We start from the raw sequence: 25,119 nt of genomic DNA on the forward strand, positions 1-25,119 counted from the left end.
GGTCATTAACCCTGCACACCTACAGTACCAAATTGTTTCGCATTTGTTTCGCATTTGTTTCGCATTTTGCATGACAAAAAACTAAGAAGCTTACGTAGAAAGAGATAGAATAAATTGACACCCCTGCCTTCTAAGCAGCGAGCCGCAGGTTCAAGTCCTGCCGTACCCGTTACACAAATTCAATAATATCAAGGGTTGCAGCACTTTTTTACCGCCAAGGAAAGAGGCGCTGAGATATTATTTGCTTCGGATTTGTTTCGGATGCCCGAATCCCAAACAAATCCGAAGCAAAAGCCCCACCGGCCAAACTGGGCGAATCTTCCTGCTTCTGGCCGATCGACACTGCTACCCTTCTGAGTATATGTTTGCCACATCCGATGTGGTATCATAAAAAGTCTATTGTGTCAATAGCCTAGCTCCTGCGATGTTCAAATAGCACCAGCAGCCGGTTGTGGGCCGAGTAGCCCTCAGAGGTTATCCTTAGTAATCAGGCTAGTTTCCGATAGGTTTGGATATGTTCCCAACAACTCTATTTCATATTCCCCAAAATTTAATGCTATTACTCGACCGCAGCGCGATCGACCGATTAAAGCCCCTATTGGCGCAAGCAACCGGAATGCCTATAGTTGCATCGGAAAATACGGCAACAATTGCGCTCGTATTGGTTGCTCTGGGAATTCTGGGTTGGGGATTTTATCGCGCCAGACCTTTTGGCAAACTGGGAATTTTGGCTTGGTTGCAGTCTGTTGCGCTGATGAGTCCCTGGCTGCTGTTCTTTGGTTTGTTCGCCGCCGGAATTTACCTCAATCTAGTGGCGGTATTGTTGCTGCTGGTGGCATCCACGGGATTATACATTTATCTGGGCCGGCAATTGCGTAAGGCTGCATCTGATACAGTGCTGCCACGGCCGGATGCTGCTGAGGTAAAGTCCCAAAGCGATGCTTTCTCGGTCCCTGAGTCGCAGCGACCACCAGGCCCAGAAACCATTAAGATCGTCACCTCGTCGCCTGCGAATAATGAATCAGAAATAATTCCCGTTCCAGTGGAAGACCTCAAGGCAATTAAAGGCATCTTTGGAATTGATACTTTCTTTGCCACAGAAACGATTCCCTATCAAGATGGGGTAATCTTGAAAGGCAATCTCCGAGGAGACCCAGAACAAGTACACTCACGTTTGACGGCAAGTTTGGAAGAAAGATTAAACGATCGCTACCGCCTATTTTTAGTAGAAAATCAGGACGACAAGCCCGTAGTTATTATCTTGCCCAGCACCAACGACCCGCAGCCCACAACCGTGTCTCAAAAAATCCTAGCAGTCGTCCTGCTGCTGGCAACAATTGCTACTAGCTTAGAGACAGGCGGTTTGCTGCTAAGTTTCGATTTCTTTAACTCGCCGACTAGATATCTAGAAGTTTTGCCAATTGCAGCCGGAATTTGGGCGGTTTTAGGGTCTGGGGAAATTGCTCGCAGAGTGCTGGCAAATCGGTACAAGGTTGGTTTGAGTTGGCCATTTTTTATACCAACTTTGCAGATAGGTTGTTTTGGAGCGATCGACCGTTTTGAGTCGCTGCTGCCCAACCGTAAAGTTTTGTTTGACATCGCTTTTGCCGGGTCAGCGGCTGGGGGAATAGTTTCTGTGCTAATGCTGGTAACGGGTTTGCTGCTGTCTCACCCCGGCAGTTTGTTTCAAATTCCCGCAGAATTTTTCAAGGGCTCGGTTTTGGTGGGAACTTTGGCAAAAGTGGTTTTGGGTTCGGCGTTGCAGCAGCAGATTGTTGACGTTCACCCGCTGGTAGTTATCGGTTGGTTGGGCTTGGTAATAACGGCAATTAATTTGATGCCGGCGGGACAGTTGGACGGGGGTAGAATCGTGCAAGCCATCTACGGTCGGAAAATAGCCAGCCGCACTACTTTGGCGACTTTTGTGGTGCTGGCCATCGTTTCTTTAGTTAATCCTTTGGCTCTGTATTGGGCGATCGTGATTCTGATTTTACAGCGGAATCTGGAGCGACCGAGCCTCAACGAGCTGACTGAGCCTGACGACGCTCGCGCGGCTTTGGGTTTGCTAGCTTTGTTCTTGATGATTGCTGCCCTGTTGCCTTTGACTCCGGCTTTGGCTGGCCGTCTGGGAATCGGGAACTAGCAGTAGTCGGGCATCTTTGGTAATAGGCTCTTGGGTTGCGGTAAATTAGTGGAATCTAGGAATTGAGCGATCGAACTGAGAACTGAAGGGCGATCGGGTTCCTAACTACTAATTTCCAATTAAGAGCCCCGCCCGGGGCAATTTATCTATTACCAAAAGTTGATTTTTTTATAACCCAAAATTTGTTTAAACTTGATCAATTAAGTTTAAATAACTTATCTGAGCCTATAGGATAAAGTCATGGCTAATCAACTTCCTCCTGTATTGGTAACTTTTGATGCAGATGTTTTAATGACGGGCAGAACCCAAGTGTGGCAAGAATATTCCAAGGTGGGAACTTGCTATATCCCGGAAGTAGTGTACGACGAAATAGATCGTCTGACAGGGCAAGCGGTGGAAAAAGCTCAAGAGCAAGTAGCTAGAGAGTTTATGCGATTTTTTGCCGACAGCGGTTGGATTGCAACTGACGCTCAGGAAACACACCGAGCTCTCGAACCTTCGATCAAAAATCAAAGCAAGCCAGCAATGCTGGTAGTGGCGACGGCTCAGTGCGTTTACGGTTTGGCTCAGGAACACCCGGAGGCATTGGTGATTTTTGTGTCCAACAGCCAGCCTCTGCTGAAGCGGCTGGCTTCTGTAGGCGCTACGAATCTCTGCGGGATTACCGGGGCGATGCTGTTAAATTGGGCGAGGAAAGGGGAACGCCCGCCGGCGGCGACTCAGCAATTGCAAACTTTGATGCGTACCCTCGCCGAACGCAAATCGACTCAGCGCCCTAACAGCAGAATTCAGGATGCTGCTGTTGGCCAAACGGGGGCTTCTGCTAGCAAGTTAACGGGAACCCGCGGCGCTTCTGAGCTAAAGTCGCCCAGCAGTTTTACTAAAACTAATAAAACGGGTTTGACTCAGAAGCGCAGTGCGAGTTCGCGCCCCAAAACGCCGCCCCGCAATCGCGAGGAGTCGAGAGATTACGAGCCGGCTGTATATCGCATGAAACATATTACACCTCCGAAAAAAAGGGACAGCGGTTTTCTGTCTACTGTGTTCAATTTTTTGGGAGCGTTATTTTTCTTGACGGTAGCGGTAGGTATTTTGTGGCGAGTGTTCGATGTTAGGGGTTTTAGAAAGACTTTTGTGCCGGCTCTACCACAGCCTGTGCAACAATTTGTTAAGTCGATCGACCCTAAATAATCTGGTTTTCTGAAAATTCTACCTTCAGATCCGGCTGACTTCTGCCTTCGGAAACTGGGATAGCACGCTTGGTTAACAAATCGGTTCGCTCCCCTAAATATAGCGGTAAGCTGCTCGTGGCGCACCCTACGGTTAGAATTTCTGGCCTTAGTCCGCTGGCAATTGTCAACGGCTACTATCACAACAGAAGATGAACGCTCCACTTTAGTGTTCTAAAAATTCCTCGCCATGCTGAACGGGAACCAAATAATTAGTGGATTAGCACTGGCTGTTGCCGGTTTTGCGTATGCTTTAGTATTTTTTGTTCTTCTTCCCTTCAGACAATACGATTATGCAGCACCGCTTGGGGCAATAGCAATGGCGATCGCCCTTACTCTAGCAATGAATTGGCTACTATCTGCATCATTGCTAACTGGCTGGAGTTGGGTGGCTGCATTATTTGGTTTTCAGGTAGCCCTGATGCTTTTTGGTAGCGTGTTTCTGGAAGATGGGCTGTACCTGCCAAATTTGTTGTTTTTTGGAACTATGTGCGTAGGATATGCGAGCGTTGATACCAGTTTTTCACAACAAAAAACACTGGTAATTGTGGGCTTATTGACGGTATTTTTCCTAGCTTTAATGTACTTATCTTTGATTGGCAGCTATGCGATCAAAGGCAACAATCCGTTTCAGGGTTCTTCTACCCAGATGCTGCCGCTGTTGAATCAAAGGGTAGAAATTATCACCGACAATCCCAAACAATTGTATTTGAATGGCAAAACTGGCGAACTCACCCATATTGACCGTTATGAGGTGACAGTGAAACTAGATTCTGGAGGAGACGAGAGATTGATGTGGCCCTATGTCGATGTTTGGTGGCAGGATATTAAGGCTGCTAGCGAACAGAAATCGCAGTAATTTATATCGTTTCCGGTAGCATCGTCCGGGATTGTTGACTGTTGACTGTTGACTGTTGACTGTGAGTCAAAAAAATGAAAATTGCGCGAATTATTTGTTGGCAGCTTGATTCGACTTTACGCGCGACGATGAAGCGCGGATTTGATATCGTTTCCGGTTGCATCGGAATAATAAAATCGAGTCAAGACTTAACACTCAACTATTCAGTTTTTCGACCCCTCCTTCTACAGCCAACAGCCAGCAGTCAACAGTCAACAGTCAACAGTCAACAATCATGATGAGTGCAACCGGAATTGATATCATTCACTATTTAAAGCTGGTGCTGTTCCTTCCACAGGTCGAATAATGACCGGTTTATTAGTAGATCGTTGCTCAAAAAGTGCCTTGAGTGCCAAGTCAAGACTTTCGGCCATGACGATGCGGTTTTCGTAGGCAGCAATAACTCTGATTAAAGTTGGCAAACTATTGCGTTCGGCTTCTAAGTAAAGAGGTTCCACATACAGTAAAGATTGTTCTAGGGGAATTACTAATAAGTTTCCTTGAATGGCTTTTGAACCCTGGCGATTCCAGAGAGATATTTGTTCGGAAATAACTGGATCTTGGTTAATTAAAGCTTCTATTTGTTCGGGGCCGTAAACTAATCGCTGTTTGGGGAATAAATACAGCAGCAATTTTCCGTACTCGCTACCATCCGATCGCCCGGCAATCCAAGCAATTAAATTGTTGCGACTTACTGGTGTAAATGGCAGCAGCAAAATAAATTCTTCGGCTTTTTCAGTTGGCAGCTTCATAATCAAATAATAGGGTGATACGGGCTGCTGTTCGCTGCCATAAATTTCATTGGGAACTCGCCACAAATCCTCCCGATTGTAAAATACTTGCGGGTCTTCCATATGATAAGTTAGCAAGCGTTCTGATTGAATGCTCAGCAAATCTACAGGATATCTGATATGTTTGCGGAGAGCCGGAGGCATTTTGTCAAGGGGTTTGAAGAGTCCGGGAAAGATAGCCATCCAACTGTTAATAATCGGATCGGAGGGATTGGCAACGTAGAAGTCAACAGACCCGTTGTAGGCATCAATCACTACTTTAACGGAGTTGCGGATGTAGTTAAACTCATGATTTCCGGGGTCAGAATACGGATAGCGATCGCTCGCTGTATAGGCATCGATAATCCAGTAAAGATAGTTGGGAGATTTATCAGTGGCCGAGGGTGAAGGTTTAATCTCGTTGCCATTTTCATCTTTTTCTTTTTCTATATCATCATTGCTAAGATTGGCGTTCGCTACTACTAAATACGGGTCAGAATCGTAGCGCAAAAAAGGAGCTATCGCCCGGACTCTTTTATTAATATTTCGACGGTACAGCAATTTAGTTTCTGGCGTAAAATTGCGCGTCAGTGCCATTTGCCAATTTTTGAGATAATTAGCAAACAGCCAGCGCCGCCACATAGAACCGATCGCAATTCCGCCCCTACCGCTGTAAGTATTGTAAACATTGTCTTCGCCGCTGGGATAATCGAATTCTTTGACTTTTGTCGGCGCCATCGCTTCTGTATCGGTGATTTCGCCGTAGTAAATTCGCGGGTAGCCGATCGGAATACTGGCCCGAATTCGATCGCTAGTGACTTCCAAAGCAGTCTCTCCTTTCTGGGCTGCCACTCCAATATCTTTGACAAAATAATCTGGTAAACCGCCGACACCGACTGTATTTACCGGAGAAAGAGTAAAGCCGTAACCGTGGGTGTAAACCAGGTGTTTGTTCACCCAAGTTTGAGCTTCGGGGGCAACTGCCGTGTAATCTAATTCCCGCGCTGCCAGAAACACTTGTTGGCTTTCAGAATCTCCCTTTTTGGCTTTTTCATTTTTGATTGTGTAGCGCTCGATATCGGCATCAGGAAATGTATAATAGGGTCGGATTTGCTGTAACTGTCGGGTAGTTTGCAGCAGCGGTCGCTTGTCCCACAGCCGGATGTTGCTAATAGTAAGTTGATTTTTTTCTAAGTCGGCATAAGTAAGTTTTCCGGCGGGATCGAAAGTTTTTATTTCTATATTGTTGAGGTCAAAGGCTTCTTGAGTAAAGGCAATGCTGCGCTTGAGGTACGGTTTTTCTCGTGCTAGTTCGTTTGGTCTAACTAGAAGTTGCTGCACAATTTGTGGCAGCAGCCAACCTCCCAAAAAAATTAAAGTTAGCCACGCTACAATAATCTTTTTTATGAGTTCATTTTTAATTTTGAATTGGTAAACCTGGCACAGCATCAAAACTGCGATCGCCCCCGCCAAAATACTCAAAAATCCATAGAAGGGCAGCCGCACCGTCACGTCAGCATAATTCGCCCCGTAAGTAACGTCTCCCCGCGAATACAGCAATGAGTAGCGCCCCAACCAGTAGCGGAATGCAACGGCTAGCATGGAAGCTGCACCCAACCCGTACAAGTGCCGCTGCTGCGATCGAGAAAACCCCAAAAATATCCCTTGACTCAGGCTATTTCCCGACAGCAAATATGTTAAAGCACAAGATACTAAACTGTACAAAAATACAACTGTCAGCCACAAGCCTAGCAAATCTAAGATTGGCAAAATAAATACATAAAAGCTAATATTTTGATTAAAAAGAGGGTCGGTTGTGTTAAAATTAGTAGGGTGAAAATATTGTAAAACATTTGTCCAGCGACTGGTGGCAATCAGCCCGATCGCCAAACTGAGAAAAAGGGCGATCGCCCGCAGCCAAAAATCCGGCTTAATTACCACCGCTAACATTGTCACCAGAAGCAAGCCTAACTGCCACCAGCGAGAAAATAGCTGCACCCCTATTTGTTGGATTGACTCAATTCCCAACTGCACGGGCGACGCAGGTAAATTGTCAGCTATACCCAAATAGGTGAGGCTGTTTGCAGCTAACAGCCCGCAGTGAATTACTATAAAAGTTGCGATCGAACTCAATCCGAATACTGCCAAAAGCAGCCAGGACAAGCTAATTTGGGATTTAGCAACAGGTATTTCGTAATTCTTCCCGGTATTCTTCCCCGTGTTGTTCGCCCCCAGTGAAGCGAATAGCGCCCCCACAATCGGCGATTTTTCTTCCTCTGCGGGATGTTGCAGGCGGCGGGCTAAAGCCAAATTTCCGAGCACAAAGACAGAAGAAACAGCAATTGCGATCGTCCCCAGCAACGCTTGAGTTTTCAGCTTTAAGAGAAAAACCTGAAGATATCCAACTTCCTGAAACCAGAGAATTTCTGCCGCCATCCGGGAGGCAAATTCCAAAACCAGCCCCAGCCCCGCAATCAGTAGGATTATTTGATAAATTCGCCTATTAGTCATTAGTTATTAGTCATTAGTTATTAGTCATTAGTTATTGGTTGAATTATAACTGATATCAGGTTCGAGCAAATTACCCTCCCGAATGATGCTTTTGCCGCCAGGGTTGGAGGCATTTTTATTCATGGTAATTGACCGGACATAATATGACTCCTGCTTTCGGGTCAACTGACTAATGACTAATAACCAATGACTAATGACAAACTAGCTATATTGCTGATTGACATCCACATCCAAATTAAAGAGTGTTTGTAAAGTTTGCATCGCTTGCCGCCGCGCCTCAATATCCTGCTGAGCGCGCAACTGTACCATCGGATCGTGCAAAATCTTATTCACAATCCCCCTTGTTAAAGATTCAATCACATCTTGATGTTTCTCCGAAAATTCCGAACCAAGACGCGATAAAGCTTTTTCTAACTCTTGTTCCCGAATCAATTCTATCTTATCCCGCAAACAGCTAATAGTAGGAACAGTTTCTAGGCTGCGCCACCAGAGATCAAAAGCCTCTACTTCCTGTTCCAGCAAGCCCTGAGCTTCCAGTGCCATTTTGCGGCGGCTTTCGTGATTTTGAGCTACCACTGCTTTCAAGTCGTCCACATTAAACGATCGCACATTAGCGAGTTCGTTCGCATCCGAGTCAATGTTGCGTGGCACAGAAATATCCACCAACATCAAAGGGCGATTCGGGTCTAAAACCGCTTCCAATTTAGCTTTATTTAACAGTGGCTCGGTAGCTGCGGTACTGGTAAAAACCAAGTCAGAACTGGCAATTATCTGCATCATTTCCGAGAGCTGATACAGGTGCAATTCAGCATCTTTAAACTGACCGGCCAACTCCAGAGCGCCCCGCACAGAGCGGTTAACGATCGAAATATGGCTAGCTCCTTTTGAGAGCAAATGCTGTACCAAAAGCCGCGACATTTTGCCAGCACCGATAATCGCAATTTTGCTGCTTGCTAAATGCTGACCCTTCATTTGAGCCAATTCTGCCGCCGCCGAACTGATAGAAACTGCACCGGTACCGATGCTAGTTTCCGTGCGAACTCGCTTCCCTGCTGTGAGAGCTTGCTTGAACAAGCGCTCTAAAATTCTGCCTACACCTTTGTACTGCTGGGCGAGTTTGTGAGTTTGTTTCACCTGAGCCAAAATTTGTCCTTCTCCGAGAACCAAACTGTCGAGGCCAGAAGCCACTCGCATCAAGTGCATCACCGCATCTTCGTGCAGCAAAATAAACAGGTGAGGGCGCAAAGACTGCACATAAACTTTACTGCATTCTGAAAGGAACTGAATAACCTCTCGCACACCAGGCTCCGACTCGCTGGTAACAATATAAATCTCTAAGCGGTTGCAAGTGCTGAGGATGGCAACCTCTTGAATGTGCGGGTAGCCGCGCAATTGGGCGATCGCCGCTTCAACTTTCTGTTCTGGAATGCTCAGTTTTTCGCGAACTTCTACCGGCGCTGTTTTGTGGCTGAGACCTATGACTGCAATATTCATATCTGTGATTTGTCACTATTTCTTTCTTAGTTGTTAACAGTCACCTGTTATTAGTTCTTAGTTTATCGCTAATTGCTAATCATCGGTGACTGTTAACCGTTAACTGTTAATTGTTAACATTTAACTGTTAACCACTAACTAATCACTAATTCAATTGCAGAGATTTCGGCTGGTCAAACATATGGATTGTATCCACAAACCGAGCAGTTTTCGACTGAGAAGAAATTACCAAACTTTCAGTGCGAGCGCCGCCGCCAAAGAAGCGAACTCCATTCATCAGCGTTCCGGGAGTAATCCCGCAAGCTGCAAACAGAACTGTTTCTCCAGATGCCAACTCTTCAGCATTGTAAATCTTGTCAGGGTCTGTGATGCCCATGTCTTTAAGTCGAGCGATATTGCTCTCTTTGCTTTCACCGATCAAACCAGTTTTTACAACAGCCGGATCGTAAATTAACTGCCCTTGGAAGTGACCGCCCAAGCAGCGCATTGCTGCTGCGGAAATCACACCTTCGGGTGCAGCGCCAATACCCATAAGTGCGTGGATGTTGGAACCAGAAAACGCGCAAGAAATCGCTGCCGAAACGTCGCCGTCGCTGATCAGCCGAACTCTTGCACCCGCTTGCCGAATTTCATTAATTAAATCTTTGTGCCGGGGGCGATCCATGACCACCACCACCAAATCTTCAATACTGCGGCCGAGACAATCAGAGATAATTTTGAGGTTTTGAGTTGGCGTTTTGCGAATATCTACATGATTCTTAGCAGCCGCAGGAGCAGCCAATTTGTTCATGTAGAAATCCGGTGCCGCAAACAAACCACCTTTTTCAGAGATTGCCAAAACTGCCATCGAACCGTTTTGACCGTAAGCTACCAGGTTAGTACCTTCGCAGGGGTCAACAGCGATGTCAATTTCGATCAATTCATCTATGTTGCAGACATCTTTGGCATCTTCGCGGGTACAAATACCTACTTGTTCGCCGATGTAAAGCATGGGTGCGTCATCGCGTTCGCCTTCACCGATCACGATGCGGCCGCGCATATGAATTTTGTTCATGCGCTCCCGCATGGCTTCTACAGCCACTCTGTCGGCTTCATCTTTCTCGCCTTTGCCCATCAAGCGAGCGGAGGCGATGGCTGCCTGCTCAACTACTTCGATAATCTCTAAACCGATTACATTGTCCACGAACTAGATCCTCCCAACTGCTGATGCGTGCCTTGTGCTCTTTTGCACTCCCAGCCATCAAGTTTATCAGAGGCGGGGATCTGTGCGAGCGCAAGCAGTTGCTTAGTTTGTGTTAACTTTTGCTTCTTTGATACAGGGGCTGGAAAATCTGCTCCCAACAAGCTCAAAGATCCGACCAAGAGGGCCGGCACGGGGAGTAGGGGTAGCACGGCCCCTACAAGAGAATGAAACAGCCCTGCCGTCTGAGCGCTAAATCGCGGACTCCAGAGGTTCCGGGGCAGCCAGGGGCTGTTTCAGGCAACTTGTCATTCCGAGTGCCGTTAAAGGTTTTATGATTAGTTTGCGATGCACGATTTCTCAGAAACCTGGTTGCTAACCCGGAATTTATCGTTACTAAACCAAACATTTTGGTAGAAACCGGGTTTCTGAGGGTAAGTCCTAATGATAATCACAAATCAAATGGACAGCTCCAAATCGGGACGCAGTAGACTTTATCAGCGGGAAGGAATAAAAAATGATGATGAAAGCCCAAGATATTATGACCACAGATGTTGTTACCATTCGCGGTTCAGCAACGGTAGCTGAAGCGGTGGCGATGATGAACGATTTGTGTTTGCGCGCGTTGATTGTGGAACGCCGCCACGAACAAGATGCCTACGGCATTGTGACCGAAACGGATATTGTCTATAAAGTAGCAGCCTACGGAGTAGACCCGAAAAAAGTCCGCGTCTTCGAGATTATGACCAAACCGTGCATCACGGTGAATCCCGACTTGGGCGTGGAATATGTGGCTAGGTTGTTCGCGAATACCCGCATCCGCCGGGCGCCGGTGATTAAGGACGAGCTAGTGGGCATTATTTCGGTCACGGATATATTGACAAAAAGCGATTTTCTTGAGAAGCCGAAGAGTGTTTTATTTGACGAAGAAATCGAACAGGCGATCGCAGATGCCAGAACTATCTGTGCCGAAAAAGGCGCTACCTCTAGAGAGTGCGCGGTAGCCTGGGATATTGTAGAAGAAATGCAGGCTGAGGCTTCTCACCAGCGATCGATGAAGCTAGAAAAAACGGCTTTTGACGAGTATTGCGAGGAAAATCCCGAGGCTGCTGAAGCGCGGATGTACGATAGTTAATTTAGTTATTAGTCATTAGCCCTTAGTTATTAGTTATCAACTCTTATTTATGGATTGATAACTAATAGCTAACGGTCGGACATAGCTTTTTTTCTGCGACCTTCAGGAAAAACAAAAAGATTAAGTGTTTGGTTGAGTCATACAAAACACGTTCAACTTATTCCCATCAAGATCCCGAAAATATCCCGCATAAAACCCCGGCAACACGCCTCTTGGCCCTGCTGGTCCTTCATCCTGAGCCCCAAGTTCGATCGCTTTGTTATAAACTAAGTTGACTTTTTCTGGACTGTCAACTTGAAGAGCTATCATTACTCCATTGCCAACAGTTGCTGTGTTACCATCAAATGGCTTTGTAATAGCAAGTGCTGGTCCATTGGGAGAAACACTCCATGCGATAAATCCGTCGAATTCCATGAATCATCGAGCACCTATTTCAGCAAGCAAAGCATCATAAAACTTTGCTGCACTTTCAATATCGTTGGTACCCAGTGTAACATATCCGATCATATTTTTTGTCTTCTAACTGATGTTAAGATTTAAAAAATGTTTGAGCAAATAACAACTGAGTTAAACTGATCTTTAGAAAACCCAAGCTACAACTCAAACATCATTTTACATCATAACTCAAACTATCTCGGTTTTGTCCGCTGCAATGATTTATTGCCGATCGCTAATACATTCGGGACTGTCTCTAGTTGGACTGTTGACGATCGCACTTACCGCTTTTGCTTTCATGGCTTCGGAAGCATAGGGCTTTAACAAGGGCAAAACTTCCTGAGCATTTTTAACAGCAGGATCTAGCCACTGTTCCCAATCGCTGTCGGGGAGAATCACTGGCATTCGATCGTGCAGCGGCTGCACTGTTTCGTTAGCAGCGGTAGTAATTATACTGCAAGATACAAGGTTTTCTTTTTCTGGAGATTCCCAATTTTCCCACAAACCGGCAAAAGCAAAAGGTTCGCCGTCTGCCTTTTGAAAATAGTAAGGCTGTTTGTTCTTTCCCTCCTGTTGCCATTCGTAGAAACCGTCAGCGACTATCAAACATCGCCTGTGCTTGATGGCGCTGCGAAAAGCAGGTTTTTCGGCTACAGTTTCCGATCGCGCATTAATCATGCGACTGCCTATTTTCATGTCTTTTGCCCAACTTGGAATCAAACCCCAGCGCATAAATTGAAACTCTCGCTGCATTTTTTCTGGTTCAACTGTTACTGTGGCAACTGATTGAGTTGGGGCGATATTGTATCGCGGTTTGATGTCGGGAACTGCCGACAGTTTGAAGAATTCGGCGATGATTTGACCTGAAGTAGTTAAAGTGTATCGTCCACACATAATTTATAATTGGTATTAACAAAAAGGTAGATTGCAATTTACCGTTGGGCGGGGCGGGTTTTCGAGATTATTGGTGTTAGGCAAAGATGGTTGGTAAAACCCGCCCCTACGAGACAGTGCTAAATTGTGGAACATTCGCAGACAACCATTCGGCGCGCAACTTTTCAATAGCTAATTCTTTAAATTTAGCTTCTACTTCAATCCAAGGAGCCTGATAATAGCAATTAGGCATTTCTGTAATTAAATCGCTGTGGCGCGGATCGGCAAAAAATTCTCTGCCATTCGATATGTGTACTAATTGCCATTCAGGAACAGACCAACTTGTGCGGGCTGCTGCGAGCATTTCGGCAACGCTGGGATCGTCGTAAGTTTCTAAATGTTCGTGAATGACGTGGTGGTGGGCGTCAAAAACCATTGGTACGCCGGTATCGAGACAAACTTCTAAAATTTCCGAGGAACTGTAAGCGTATTCGTCATTTTCAAAGGTTAAGCGCGATCGAATAGATTCTGGCAAGTCACGGATGACTGATGTGAGCTGCGAAGTGCGATCGCCCTTGCCGCCGTGAATGTTCATCAGTGCCTGGGGCGATCGGGGCTGTCCCAACATATCTAAAATTAAAGCATGAGTCGCAAGAATTTTAATGCTGTTGGCAACGACATCAGGCTTGTCGGAACTGAGGACGACAAATTGATCCGGGTGGAGTACCAAGCGGATGCCTAAAGAAAGAGCGCGATCGCCCGTAGTCCACAATTCCTCAGTCATAGAGTGTAGCACTGCTTCCCCCAAATCTGTATCTGCAAAAGGGAACAGTGCAGAAGTCATGCGGTAGAGCTTAATCTGATTAGCAGAACAGAAGTCGATCGCTTTGTCAAGCCGCTTTAAGTTGTCTGTATAAAGCTCGAGCAATACAGTTTCTTGTTCAGTTTCCGAAAGCTGTAAAAGTCGTTTCCGCGTGACAGTGCGAAAGCGAACTTCATTGGATGTTGTAATGCAGACTAACCCCAGTTCCGGCAATTTGTCTTTTTGAAATAGTTGGTTAATCTCGCTCATTTATCAATAATTCCTAACTTAAATTTTAGGTTAAATAGTTTTGTCGGAAGGGCTTTAGTCCTTGGTTCTGAAGCTGTGATATCAATTCCGGTTGTATCGGAATGATTAAACCACAGAGGGCACAGAGGACACAGAGAAAGAGAAGAGAGAGATGCATAATTCCGATGTCAACGGATTTGATATGAGGTACTACTGAACCTGACCGAATACTCCGCCAGAGATTGAAATCCCTGGCGGAGTATAGGGACAGGTGCAAGATCTAATTAGTACAAACCTGATTTTTATCAAACATCTAATCAACCGCGTCGCAGATAGCATATCGAGGCCTATTTAATCGATATAACTATTGCTGTTCTTCGCCAGACTCAGCCTCTTCGTCGGGCCGCGCGGTAGCAACAGGATTTTCCATTGCTTCGTTATGGAACGGATAACCGGATGTTTCTTGATTTAGCGGGTCAGCGGGTTGGTCGTCAGGGGATGTAATTTGACCGTTAGTGTTGGTATTGGGTTTTGTGGAAGAACCTTTATGGCTGGCGTGACCGCTACTCATCTTTTTTTCCTCAATTAGGTCGATCGAACAATTTCTAGCTTAGACTTAGCTGCGGCGGGCGATCGCCTATCTTAAGTCAGATATCTGCTTGAGTACATCGCACAGCAGAAAGTTTGTATTACTCTGCCATAGATTCGAGCAGACGACCAACTACAGGGTCAATCTGCCAGTAATCCTTACCGTCTTGCTTCTGATTTCCTAAATGCGAGACAAGACTGAGGAGTTCCGCCCATCGGAGAGTCTGCTTGACAATTTCAGGCGATACATCATCCAGAACCTCAATTAATTCCTCAACCACTGCTGCTTCTCCCCATTGGGCCAAAGTTCTCATTACCAGTTTTCTTTGAGGTTCGCAACCGTCAAAGCCCATTGAATTAATTAATTTATCAGATTTATTAAATTGATTCTTCAGTTCCGCCAAGGAATCTTGCCAGCGATGCGGATTAGCTTGGGAAAATTGATAGAATTTTTGCAACAGGTTTGACCAATTCCCTGTAACTTCCGTAATCTTCTTTCTAACTTCTAGTCCGCTGGGCAACTTAGCATCTTCCAACCAATGTCGCAGCGCCGCATCGTGCCAAGGTTTGAGGCTGAAAAATCTTAGTTCCTTAAAGGAATCTAAACCTATCGAATTAGGAATAACTAACTGCCAAGCCTTCTGAGGATCGGCGACAAAAACAAGCTGAATAAACGCTTCTTTCTTCAATCTTTTGATTTTCTTAATTGCCTCATCAACCCAATCCTTACTCCAAAGGGTGGTGGCTGATACAACAACGAGCGTGATATCTTTTTTACGATGGTAAATAATTTCTGTCAAACGCTGGCTGAAATCCGATAGGTCTGAGAGATTTTCTAAATAGTGATAGTGAATTTTGCAATCCTTCTTACTAGCTGCTGCTTCCATCATAAAAACTCTCAAATCGTCAATTCCTGCGGCTTGGCAGCCAAATATAATAGAGACACGATTCTCCGGGCGCAGCAGCTCTGATTCCTGTTGAACAGTTAAAGGACTGCGCCGGGAATCAGCTTTATTTTTGACAAGAGGAGACCGAAAAGTAGCAGGTTCGTATTCAGGTGGAGCTTCACGCGGTCTCAGAAGTTCTGCTTCAATTTCTGGTTGCGTACCCATAAGCAAGGCTAAATTAGAACTTCTCAGAGTGAAGTAACCTGGATTGGTTTCTCGTAAAACTCCTAATCCGACCATTTCTTCTAGTAAAGCCAGGATTTCATCTTCCGATGACCTTCCCGCGAATCCGTCAGACCACCAATACAAGACTTGTTCGCGAATCCAAGATACAGAAAACCCATCCTCCATGCCTGTTTCATCCTCCTGAGAGCCATCAGCAATCGAGTAGGCAATTACCTCGTAGCGCTTATCGAGCCCCAATGTCAACTTAAAGCGATCGCGAATATTATTGCGAAGGTCTTGACTTTGATAAGCTTCTTCTACATGGCGAGAAGTAATCACGTAAGGCGGACTAATTTTAGGATCGAAAGTAGGGACATCTGGGTTAGTAATGTGCTTGAGTAACTGCTCGCAATAGAGTTGAATCAAGCTCGGATAATAGTTAGTCTGCCAAAGAATGCGCGGGATTAAATCAAGTGATTCAAAACGATAGCCAAGACTAGCCAGCGGACGTTCTACCAAAGCTGTTGCCGCACGCATTTCACCATTATTCAGCAGAGGCCCAATGCAGATCGGCCTGCCAAAGTGAGCCAGCGGATGATTTGCTTGTCTAGTGGTTCTCAGAACGTTGTGCAATCCGGCAAAGACTACCTTAAAACGTCGGTCAGTTTCCATCATTAATTTTCTGAGTTCATCGCAGCGGAGGAAATCCTCCTTACCATCGGCTTCAAGGAAATTATCTGCCTCATCCAACAACAGCAAAAAGCGCCGCTGCTTGTCCAATTCCAGCCAATTTTTAATCCGCAGCAAGCTGCTTTCGCGAACGGAGTTGCGCCGATTGGTATCAGGAATTTTCAATTTATCCAATTCTCCGTTTAGTAAATCCCAAATCTTATCTAAAGCTTGGTTGCGTCCAATTTCTTTAATATCCAAAAATAGGGCGTTCCTTCCCGCGTCGGTTCCATGAAAAGTCCGGTGTACATACTTAAGCAAAACGGTTTTACCTAACTGCCGACCTCCATAAATCAAACAAGAACCAAGAGGATCGATTATGGATTCCCGTTCTCGTACTCGCCCGTAAAACATCTCAGGCGGAACCTCTCCTGCTGCGGTTTTATAAGGTTCTAAGAAAGTAAAGGGTAAGGTACAATCAAACAATACAGGTAAGCGTGTTTTTTGTTCTCCGCAAAGGTAGAGCATCAGCACATCATCTATCACAATGAAAGTGCTCCGACGCTGCCGACACAAATCAGCCAAATCTCGGCGTTTCTTTTCAGTCATTCGCCCAAAATGAAAGACGAATATCGGCCCTCCAAGAGCTGTTTCTCCAACGGCATTGAGGAGATCCTGTTCGTTCGGTCTATCCCATACACAAAGAATGCGGTAATGGCCCTTCGCGGCTGAACCATAGGCAGACACAGGACAGCGATTTTGGTCAAATATCGGCTCAGCATTAACGTCAATCCAGGTATTTTGTCCTGATTTTTTAAATGTAAGAGATGTTATGTTAAAACCGAGGTTGCTGAGAATTTGGCGAGCATCTTTCTCTGTGATTTCTTGCTTCCTTCCCTTGGCTGCAAACCAAGCGTCTAGCATATCAGCGGCTTTTTTGGCTTGAGTTCCTTGCGGTATCTGGATTTTTGCGATACTTTTCCCTTTGGAAATATTGGGAATTAGGTCTTGCTTTTTTTGTCGATCGCGATCGCACTCCTCAAGCACTTTTTCGATCGCAGCATACTTATGCTCGAAGAAGTCTTTAAAAGCATCTCTTTTTTCCTCTGGTTCAGGAAGCGATCGCCGCTCTTGCAGCATAGATATATATTCCTTAGCCGTCAGGATATCGCCTTGCTCCAATACACTGCAAATTCTGGTACGATCGGCATCTGCTATACCTGTTTGCTGAAGACTCTCTAATTCCTCGGATACTCGATCGATCTGTTCCTGGCGCTTGGCGCTAATTCCTTGACCGATCGCCCGAAGCAGCTCAATTTTTTCGGAAAACCGCCTGGTTGTTACATGAGCATTTTTAATGCTTTCAATCTGTGCTGCATAAGCACTTCTATCTGTTTCTCTTAGTAAACCAAAAGCTACGGCACTTTCGAGCTGTTTGCTAGTAGTCTCGACCTGCTCCTGCAAAATTCCTTGACACTCTTCAATCCGATTATTGCGTTCGTCCTTTAGCCGATCGAGGTCTAATGTTGATTCGGGGTTGTGTTCGAGGTATTCGATGATTTGCGCCGTAGCCTCGTGATTTCCGACCGCTTTTGAACTACAGACATAACTTTGCATATCGAATGCTTGTTGCCAATCCCAAATATCATTTTTGACTAACTCCAAAATTCCCTTTATACCCGCTTCAGGATTAGCGATATCTAGTTCCCAGTCATCGTCGATCGGGATAGATGGCATTCTTAACAGCTCCGCGTGCAGGATATATTTTGGGTCAGGTTCTGCGGTTGACAATTCGGTATCTGGATCGAAGATATTGCCGATGTCTTCCACAGCTTTTCGGCAACAGGCAATACCAGCTAAAATAAACACTGGAGGTTTTGTCGCCTCAAAGGTATCTAATTCTTGGAGAACCATATCTTGAAGATTCTCAATATCTTGTTTTAACTGTTTGGCTTCTTTCTGAAGATAATTTTCGCTTTCAGCTAAGCGCGATTCCTGCTCCTTAACCCAGCGACCCACCCAATTCAAAAATTGCCGAGCGCGAGAGCGAAGCTGAATGAGGGCTTTACCTGTAATGATACCAGCACCTTTAGGGCGACGAATTTTGCGCTCTGTTCGCTGAATTTCCCCGTCTAGATTGGACTCATTAGATAATCTCTCGATCTGCTTCTTGAGGAAGGGAAGTTGGCTCAAATCTTTTTGCTTGATGGGAAGCCACAGAGTGTAAAAAAGTTCACCGGGATTCAACCACTCGACCCAAACTTTCTTTGCATGACCGTAAATCAAATCTTGTTGTGGCGCTTGAGACCACCAATCCTCGATTTTCATATACAAATCGTCTAAATCTTTTTGCAAGGCTGCCAGAGTTTTTGCTTTCTTGATGGCTTTTGTATCTAGGGCCCGCTGCCGATCGCCGTGTCTGGCGATAATTTGGCAATAATCGTACAGTTTGTCGAGTCCAGCTTTACCGAATTGAAGCTCCTGGAAAAGGTGCGAAGCACCGGTATTTGGGGCTAGTAAAGACGGTCGCATTGCTGCTGCGGCTAAGAGCAAGCTTACGGCTTGATTCCATTCACTTTTTTCGGGTAATGAATAGCTGGCGGTGTAACTGGTGAAGTCATCTTTAAGCAGATTTGCAAGTTTTCCATATCCTACATCATCGCGCAGGTTTTGTCCTAGCAATACTGCTCTAATTAAATGCGGTGGCAGGTGCGGTTCAAAGTTGGAGTATTGTTTTTCAAAGCAGCGAGCTAAATGAAACGCAAGGCTGAGTTTTTCTTCAAGAATCAGCCGCCAAACTAAGTCGCGCAAAACTGCTGGACGTTCTCGATCGGGGTCGTCCAAGATGGATTGAGCGATTTGTTGAGCGGTATCATTGGGCGAGAAGCTGTAGAGAGACTGTTTTTCTTCTCTTTTTTTATTTCCCGGCTTGTCAACTTCTTTTCCTTGCTTATTTTCCGAATTTTGCTGATTTATCTGAATTGTGGGTGGCAGTTCTATGGGTGGAAAATTAGGGATATTTTCAGCGGTTTGCTGCGCGATCGCCTCCTCTGTCAATACCGAGTTCAACTCTGCTAATGGTGGTTGTTCGACAACAGGAACAGTTTCAGATTCCGGCTCATAAACTAAGGAAGTTTCGTCTAAGTTATTGTTAGTAGAAACCGCAGGCAAATCTGGTATTGTTTCCGACTGAATAATCAGTTTACCTCTGACTGCTGCCATCGCCAGAGTTCTTTCAAATGATTTTGCTACGGCATCCTGTAAAGAAGCTAAATGCTCGTCATCTGCTGCTTCCCATTCTGCAATTAGTGTTAGCAGTTGGCAGAATGGATGATTACCGTCAGCCAAGAGTTGGGTGTAGGGATGCAAGTCAGACTCCTGGGATTCGGAGATGGCGCGTTGAAGTTCGCGGGCTGTTTTCTGACATTCCAGCAATGACTGAAAATTGCTCTCTACTCGATGGGCGATCGCTAAAACTCGTTCCAGAACCCTCAAAGCAGAGTCGCGGACAAGAGCGATCGCACTTTTTTGCTTCTCGGCCAAATCCACACGCTCAAGTACAGACTTGATATCTGCTAAAGAATCAATTTCTTCAACTTTCAGCGTTGTCGATACTGCAAAATATTCAGCCAATTCTAGCACATTATCGCGAAGCTGAATAAACTTTTTATGGGACTCATCAAGTTCTTGAATCAGCTCTTTAGATATAGGTATACCAGGGTTTAGCAATTTTCGACTCGCCTCTGACAGCCGTTTCTCTAGTTGGGAAAAAACATCTTCTAGTGCGGTGAGTTGTTTGAGTAAGTCTGCTGAATTGTGTTTCATCGGTTTAATCGCTCCATTCAAGTTATTTTCTCTCAGTTCGGCAATGTGGAAATTATGCTCATTCAAATTTGCATAATTCAGATTGTTTTGACTTCCATCGGTTCTCGACAAGTAAGTCTCCTCCAATATAGTTTCTTCTATATTTGATTCTTCTATGAAGTTGTTAAAAGGAATTAATGGTTCTGTCATATTAGCTGTATCAACTATTTTATCACGAACAGGCTCCTGTAAGAAAGTGTCGCGGCTGCGAGACAAGTTTTCTGAGATATTGAACTGTCTGGGCTGCATCGGTTGGGCGATCGGTCTTTTTGTCTGAGTTTGGTCAATCCCTGTAGGGCGAATACATTCTTTTAAAATACTGTTGCGGTTGGGATGGCGCAATCTTAGTAAAGCCTTAGCCTCAATTTGCCGAATCCGTTCGCGGGTAACATCAAATATATTACCGATTTCCTGTAGACTTTTCTCGCGGCCATCATCCAATCCGAATCGCATCCGAATAACGTCACGTTGTCTAGGACCCAGAGTATCTAAAACGCTTTCTAAATCTTCGGCAAACAAATTTTTATATACTTTTTCTTCTGGTGTTTCTCCATCGAATTTAATCAACTCTCCCAATGTATAGTCTTCATCATCACCCATTTTAGTATCTAAGGAAATGATAGATTTAGCCGATTGAACAACAAAGCGCAATTTGGCAATTGTTATCTCCATTTTAGTCGCGATTTCTTCTTCCGTAGGCTTGTGGCCGATTTCTTGAGAAAGCTGTTTGGTAGTTTTCTTGATCTTCGAGATAGTTTCATAAACGTGAACTGGTAGGCGGATAGTCCGCGATTGATCGACAATAGCCCGCGTAATTGCCTGACGAATCCACCAATATGCGTAGGTGGAAAACCTGGTTCCCATCGTGCAATCAAACTTTTCTACAGCCTTGATTAAACCGAGATTTCCCTCCTGAATCAAGTCTAATAAATCCAGCCCTCGATTTTGATATTTTTTAGCGATTGAGACTACCAGCCGCAAGTTAGACTCTACCATTTTGTCTTTCGCTTTTGGGCTGGCCTCTAATTCTAACTCAGAAAATTTTCGAGCTAATTCAATCTCTTCGTCAGCTTTGAGCATGGGAATTCGACCGATCTCTTGCAGATAAACGCGAAGCGAATCTGGCGGTATACGGTCTTCTTTAAATTTGATGCTGTCAGGAAGAGTTTTATGCCAAGCTTCATGAAATTCGTCAAAGTTGCTAAATCCGTGATTTTTATGCAACTCTGCCAAGGAAAGAGCGAAGAGATTTTTTAAATGGGAGTTTGTAGGACTGTCGAATGGGATATCTTTAATATGTTTGACTTTTCCTAATACATCTTTAGATTCATTGCCTTTGTCGGGGCGGCGGTTGATAATGGATAAAGTCAGAGTTTGTCCATGCTGGAATAGAATTATCGCGGGCTTGAGAAAGAGTTTATTAATCTCGCGGACAATGCCGTCAAGCTGTTCGCTAGTGTAGGTGCTACGCTGCAATTTTATTGCGAAAAACAAGTAGGAAGAAATGAAAAACGTATTTTCTCCCTTAGCTCTTGTCTCCAAGGATAATTTTAGCTGGTCATCACCCGCAATTTCATCCCAAGTGAGCTGAAATAAAAAATCAACAGTTAGCCATTCATTTAACAGAGCTTTTTGGTGATTTAGCTTTTTATCACTATCAAATTTGGCAATAAAATTATCCGAACTCTTAGGATAAAAGGGAAGAGTTTTATCACTGCGGTAGCCAAGAGCTAAAAACAAATTTCTAGCGTTATCGGCAAGTTTTCCCTTGACAAAACTACTTAAAGCTTCATTAATAGATGCTTTGGCTTGTTGTTCGCTGACGCTCATTTAATCACCAGCCAGGTAATCAGTTCAAAATCAGTTGTTGCTTTAACCTGATGCGCTTGCTCAACCAACACAGCACTGCGGCTAGACAGCAGGTGGCCGATGAGCCGCTTGTTGTAAATACCTGCAATTGAATCAACCGCGCGCTTAAGCAAATCGTTATACAAACTCATATCAAATCCGTTATTAGTTTGTCTATCGAACAAGTTGCACAACTCTTCATAGGGAACAGTACACCCCGCGCAGAGCAACTGATATATTTCAAGTATTTGTTTGGGTTGAGCAAAAGTTAATCGCACTTCCTTATTTTCTCGAACGTAAACTAAAAAGTATGGTTGCAGCGGGTTGACGGTTTTATTATCAAGACAATCGCCTTTTTGTTTGAGGCAAAAAATTACGCCGGGAGCAATTATCGGGTACTCCGAGTTAGTTGGAACTACGGCATAGAGTCCTAAAGGGGCATCTTGGAGTAGTTTGCGGTTGCTCTCAATGTATTTGGCTAGTTCCATTCGGAAATCATCGAGAGTGAATTCCGTTAGGGCTACAGTCTCGGTGAAATCTTCGAGATCCAGCACCTCGTCTTTCAATCGCAGCAACTGCTTGTCGCGGTATTTCAAATCACTCTCAATCAGTTCTTGAATCTCCTTTGCCTCCAGCAGGTTATCTTCAAATGTACCAGCCATGTCCGCTAAAGCCATCCGTGCTTCTACTCGATTTTTCAGATTGATGTATTGATCCAAGTCCTCTGTCGGCCAAAAATTAATTAATTGTACCGTGTGGTTGGGGCTGCCAATGCGATCGCACCTACCGAACCGCTGGATAATTCTGACTGGGTTCCAGTGTATGTCGTAGTTAATCAGATAATCACAATCTTGTAAATTTTGCCCTTCCGAAATACAATCAGTGGCAATTAATAAATCAATCTCGCCGTCTTGCTGCATAGATGGAATTTGGGCGCGTTTCTTGGCGAAAGGCGAAAAATTTGTCAGGATGTGATTGAACTCGTTTTTGCCAAAGGTAGTCTTATTTGCCGCCGATCCCCCAGTCACCAAAGCTAAGTTAATTTTCAATTCTAATCTTGCCCATTCCCGCAATCCTTCGTAGAGATAGACTGCCGTATCTGCAAAGGCAGTAAAGACTAAAACCTTGCGATTTGGTTTGCCATGCTTGTTAGTCGTAGGATGCTTGACTTTCTCGGCGATCAGTGCTTTTAACTCAGCCAGCTTGGCATCGCGTTCCACAGAAATGCTTTGGGCAGAATTGTAAATTTTTTTAAGCTGTTCCTTGTCGCGTTTCAGGTCTTTTAACCAGGTTTCGACATCGAGGTGCGCCATTTGAAATATCAGCTTCTGACCTACTTGCATGGCATCTTGCAACTCTTCATCGTCCAAGTCTTCAATCATCCAATCGCTGAAAGTTACTGTCTGGTTAGCGTCGCGAGATTGCTGCAATTGCTGAAAATTTTTAATTTTTGTCTCTAGATCTCCAGTTTTTTTAATCGTGCGCTCCATTGTCAGCGCAAAGGAACGGATGGAGCTTTCTAAGCGTTTAAGAAAATTGACTTTCATCATGCCGATCAAACAGCGTTCGCGATCGCTCTGTTTGAAATTTCGCACTCCTTTATTTTCATACACCGAACGGTATGGCGGCAGGACATATTTTGAAGGGTTGAATAGCGAGAGTTGATATTTAGAAATTTCGCTGTTAAGCTGTTCGTAGGACAGGAACTCACCCTTTAGGTCAATCTCAGGAAATACCGAAATGGGTTTGAGCCGTTCTGGAAAGCCGCCTAATTGGGCGATCGCATCTTTATAGTATTTTTGAATGTGCTTGCGCGATCGTGCGATCGTCAATTCGTCAAGCAGTTTGAAAAAAGCAGAACTTAGTTCTTCCAGCAGTTCGCTAGTTTTGCGATCCCTACTTTTCTTGGCCCACTTGGTAAATTTCCCCTGAGCATCAGCTAGTGTAGCGCGCAGACTGGCAATTCCCAGCGATTCGCTAAACGCAGCATCGCGACCTTCTGTGATAAAATAAAGTTGATTCCGCAAATCCTTTAAATCATTGTTAACCGGAGTTGCTGATAAGAGTAGCACCTTAGTTTTGACACCGCTCTTGATAATGTCATCCATCAGCCTTTCGTAACGGCTTTTTCTAATTAGATTGCCAAATTCGTCCCGTTTACTCTTGATGTTGTTGCGGAAATTGTGGGATTCGTCAATAACTACCAAGTCATAGTTGCCCCAATTAATCTTTTCTAAATTAAGATCCCCAGAGTAACCGGAATCCCGGCTCAAGTCGGTGTGAGACAGGACTGCATAGTTAAAGCCGTCTTTAAGAAAAGGATTCAGTTCGCTATTGTTCTGTGCTAGATATACCGTCCAATTCTCGCGGAGTTTTTTGGGACAAAGAACCAAAACTGTTCCTTTATTGCGAAGTTCAAAATATTTGATCACCGCTAGAGCTTCAAATGTTTTACCTAAACCAACGCTGTCAGCAATAATACACCCGTTATATCGTCCGATTTTATTGATAGCAGCCTTAACTCCGTCTTTCTGAAATTCAAATAGAGATTTCCAAATTTCTGTATTAAAAAAGTGTAACTGTTCGCTGAGAATATCGTTTTTTTCTAGGTCATCGAGGAAAGTCTCGAAGATATGAAACAGAGTTTTGTAGTAGATAAACTCAGGAGAATTGTTCTGGTAAAGTTGCTCTAGGTACAGCAGCACATCTTGTTTGACATCTTCGATTAGTTCGGCATCATTCCAGAGTTCATCAAACCAGGCTTTCAGGTCGCGGGTATCCCGTTTGCTATCTACTTCTAAATTGAGTTCAATATTGTTGTTTTTCCTACCTAATCCCAGTCCCCGCACGGTAAAATTAGAACTGCCCGTAATAGCATTTTCACTTCCGTTATGAGCAATGTGATACATTTTGCCGTGCAGTAAATTAGATTGCTTTACCGACCGTATCTGTACTTTTTTCTCAATCCATTCTGCACATTCTTTTGCAACCCGCTTTTGCTGCAACCGATTCTGTAGCTGCAAGCCCTCATCCTCAATTTGGAAAGCCTTTTTATCAGTTTTACTGGGGTCAAGTGACTTGATGAAGCGCGGTTCGCCAAAGAGAAATTTCAAGCTTTTAATACCTAGAAGTTGTTGCTTCAAACCATCAAAAGCATAAATTGTAAAGTAAGCAGAAACAATTGACAAGGTTGAGTTTTCCTCAACCTTGGCTTTCAAAAAATCGCCCACAGTACCCCGGCGGCGGTTGTCTCTAATTGCCGACTTTGGGAGAGAAGAATCATGCTGTGACATAGCCTACCTTTATGCGGTTGTTGCAC

At 44.7% G+C, this 25,119-nt stretch carries 13 protein-coding genes; 4 read left to right on the forward strand and 9 right to left on the reverse strand.

All coding sequences use genetic code 11. The features are described from left to right. The first annotated feature begins 616 nt into the window (after positions 1-616). From QUB10_RS12670 to QUB10_RS12680, 3 genes are all read left to right on the forward strand, one after another. The gene (locus QUB10_RS12670) at positions 617-2,143 is read left to right on the forward strand and encodes a site-2 protease family protein (RefSeq protein ID WP_445300826.1); all 1,527 of its coding nucleotides are present in this window, start codon (positions 617-619) and stop codon (positions 2,141-2,143) included. 240 nt (positions 2,144-2,383) lie between these two features. After that, positions 2,384-3,334 carry a hypothetical protein gene (locus QUB10_RS12675; RefSeq protein WP_333202570.1) on the forward strand — a complete coding sequence of 317 codons (951 nt, stop codon included), beginning with the start codon at positions 2,384-2,386 and terminating at the stop codon, positions 3,332-3,334. Between the two features lie 228 nt (positions 3,335-3,562). After that, positions 3,563-4,231 carry a hypothetical protein gene (locus QUB10_RS12680; RefSeq protein WP_333202572.1) on the forward strand — a complete coding sequence of 223 codons (669 nt, stop codon included), beginning with the start codon at positions 3,563-3,565 and terminating at the stop codon, positions 4,229-4,231. Positions 4,232-4,530: 299 nt separating this feature from the next. Here the strand turns inward: QUB10_RS12680 and QUB10_RS12685 are convergent, their stop codons facing one another. From QUB10_RS12685 to glpX, 3 genes are all read right to left on the reverse strand, one after another. Next, positions 4,531-7,551 carry a UPF0182 family protein gene (locus tag QUB10_RS12685; RefSeq protein ID WP_333202574.1) on the reverse strand — a complete coding sequence of 1,007 codons (3,021 nt, stop codon included), beginning with the start codon at positions 7,549-7,551 and terminating at the stop codon, positions 4,531-4,533. 201 nt (positions 7,552-7,752) lie between these two features. Beyond that, a complete protein-coding gene (locus QUB10_RS12690; protein WP_333202576.1) occupies positions 7,753-9,045 on the reverse strand; it encodes a glutamyl-tRNA reductase in 1,293 nt (430 codons plus the stop codon). Between the two features lie 145 nt (positions 9,046-9,190). After that, positions 9,191-10,228 carry a class II fructose-bisphosphatase gene (gene glpX, locus QUB10_RS12695; protein WP_333202578.1) on the reverse strand — a complete coding sequence of 346 codons (1,038 nt, stop codon included), beginning with the start codon at positions 10,226-10,228 and terminating at the stop codon, positions 9,191-9,193. 514 nt (positions 10,229-10,742) lie between these two features. Between glpX and QUB10_RS12700 the strand changes: the two genes are divergently transcribed. Beyond that, a complete protein-coding gene (locus QUB10_RS12700) occupies positions 10,743-11,360 on the forward strand; it encodes a CP12 domain-containing protein (protein WP_333202580.1) in 618 nt (205 codons plus the stop codon). Between the two features lie 120 nt (positions 11,361-11,480). Here the strand turns inward: QUB10_RS12700 and QUB10_RS12705 are convergent, their stop codons facing one another. The 6 genes from QUB10_RS12705 to QUB10_RS12730 all read right to left on the reverse strand — a co-directional run bounded on the left by QUB10_RS12705 (position 11,481) and on the right by QUB10_RS12730 (position 25,093). Continuing rightward, entirely contained in the window at positions 11,481-11,774 is a 294-nt protein-coding gene (locus QUB10_RS12705; RefSeq protein WP_333202582.1) for a VOC family protein, read from the reverse strand. Positions 11,775-12,017: 243 nt separating this feature from the next. Beyond that, complete coding sequence (locus QUB10_RS12710; RefSeq protein ID WP_333202584.1) at positions 12,018-12,689, reverse strand: SOS response-associated peptidase; 672 nt, start codon at positions 12,687-12,689, stop codon at positions 12,018-12,020. A gap of 106 nt (positions 12,690-12,795) precedes the next feature. Further along, entirely contained in the window at positions 12,796-13,740 is a 945-nt protein-coding gene (gene uvsE, locus QUB10_RS12715) for a UV DNA damage repair endonuclease UvsE (RefSeq protein WP_333202586.1), read from the reverse strand. 343 nt (positions 13,741-14,083) lie between these two features. Continuing rightward, positions 14,084-14,290, reverse strand: coding sequence for a hypothetical protein (locus tag QUB10_RS12720; protein WP_172190898.1), 207 nt, complete (start codon positions 14,288-14,290; stop codon positions 14,084-14,086). A gap of 118 nt (positions 14,291-14,408) precedes the next feature. Continuing rightward, a complete protein-coding gene (locus tag QUB10_RS12725; RefSeq protein ID WP_333202647.1) occupies positions 14,409-21,782 on the reverse strand; it encodes a sigma-70 family RNA polymerase sigma factor in 7,374 nt (2,457 codons plus the stop codon). Next, positions 21,779-25,093 (reverse strand): helicase-related protein, encoded by a 3,315-nt coding sequence (locus QUB10_RS12730; RefSeq protein WP_333144088.1) that lies wholly within the window; start codon positions 25,091-25,093, stop codon positions 21,779-21,781. Before QUB10_RS12730 ends, QUB10_RS12725 begins: the two co-directional genes overlap by 4 nt. Between the last annotated feature and the right edge of the window lie 26 nt (positions 25,094-25,119).

The organism is Microcoleus sp. B5-D4 (genome assembly GCF_036705145.1).
GTDB lineage: Bacteria > Cyanobacteriota > Cyanobacteriia > Cyanobacteriales > Microcoleaceae > Microcoleus.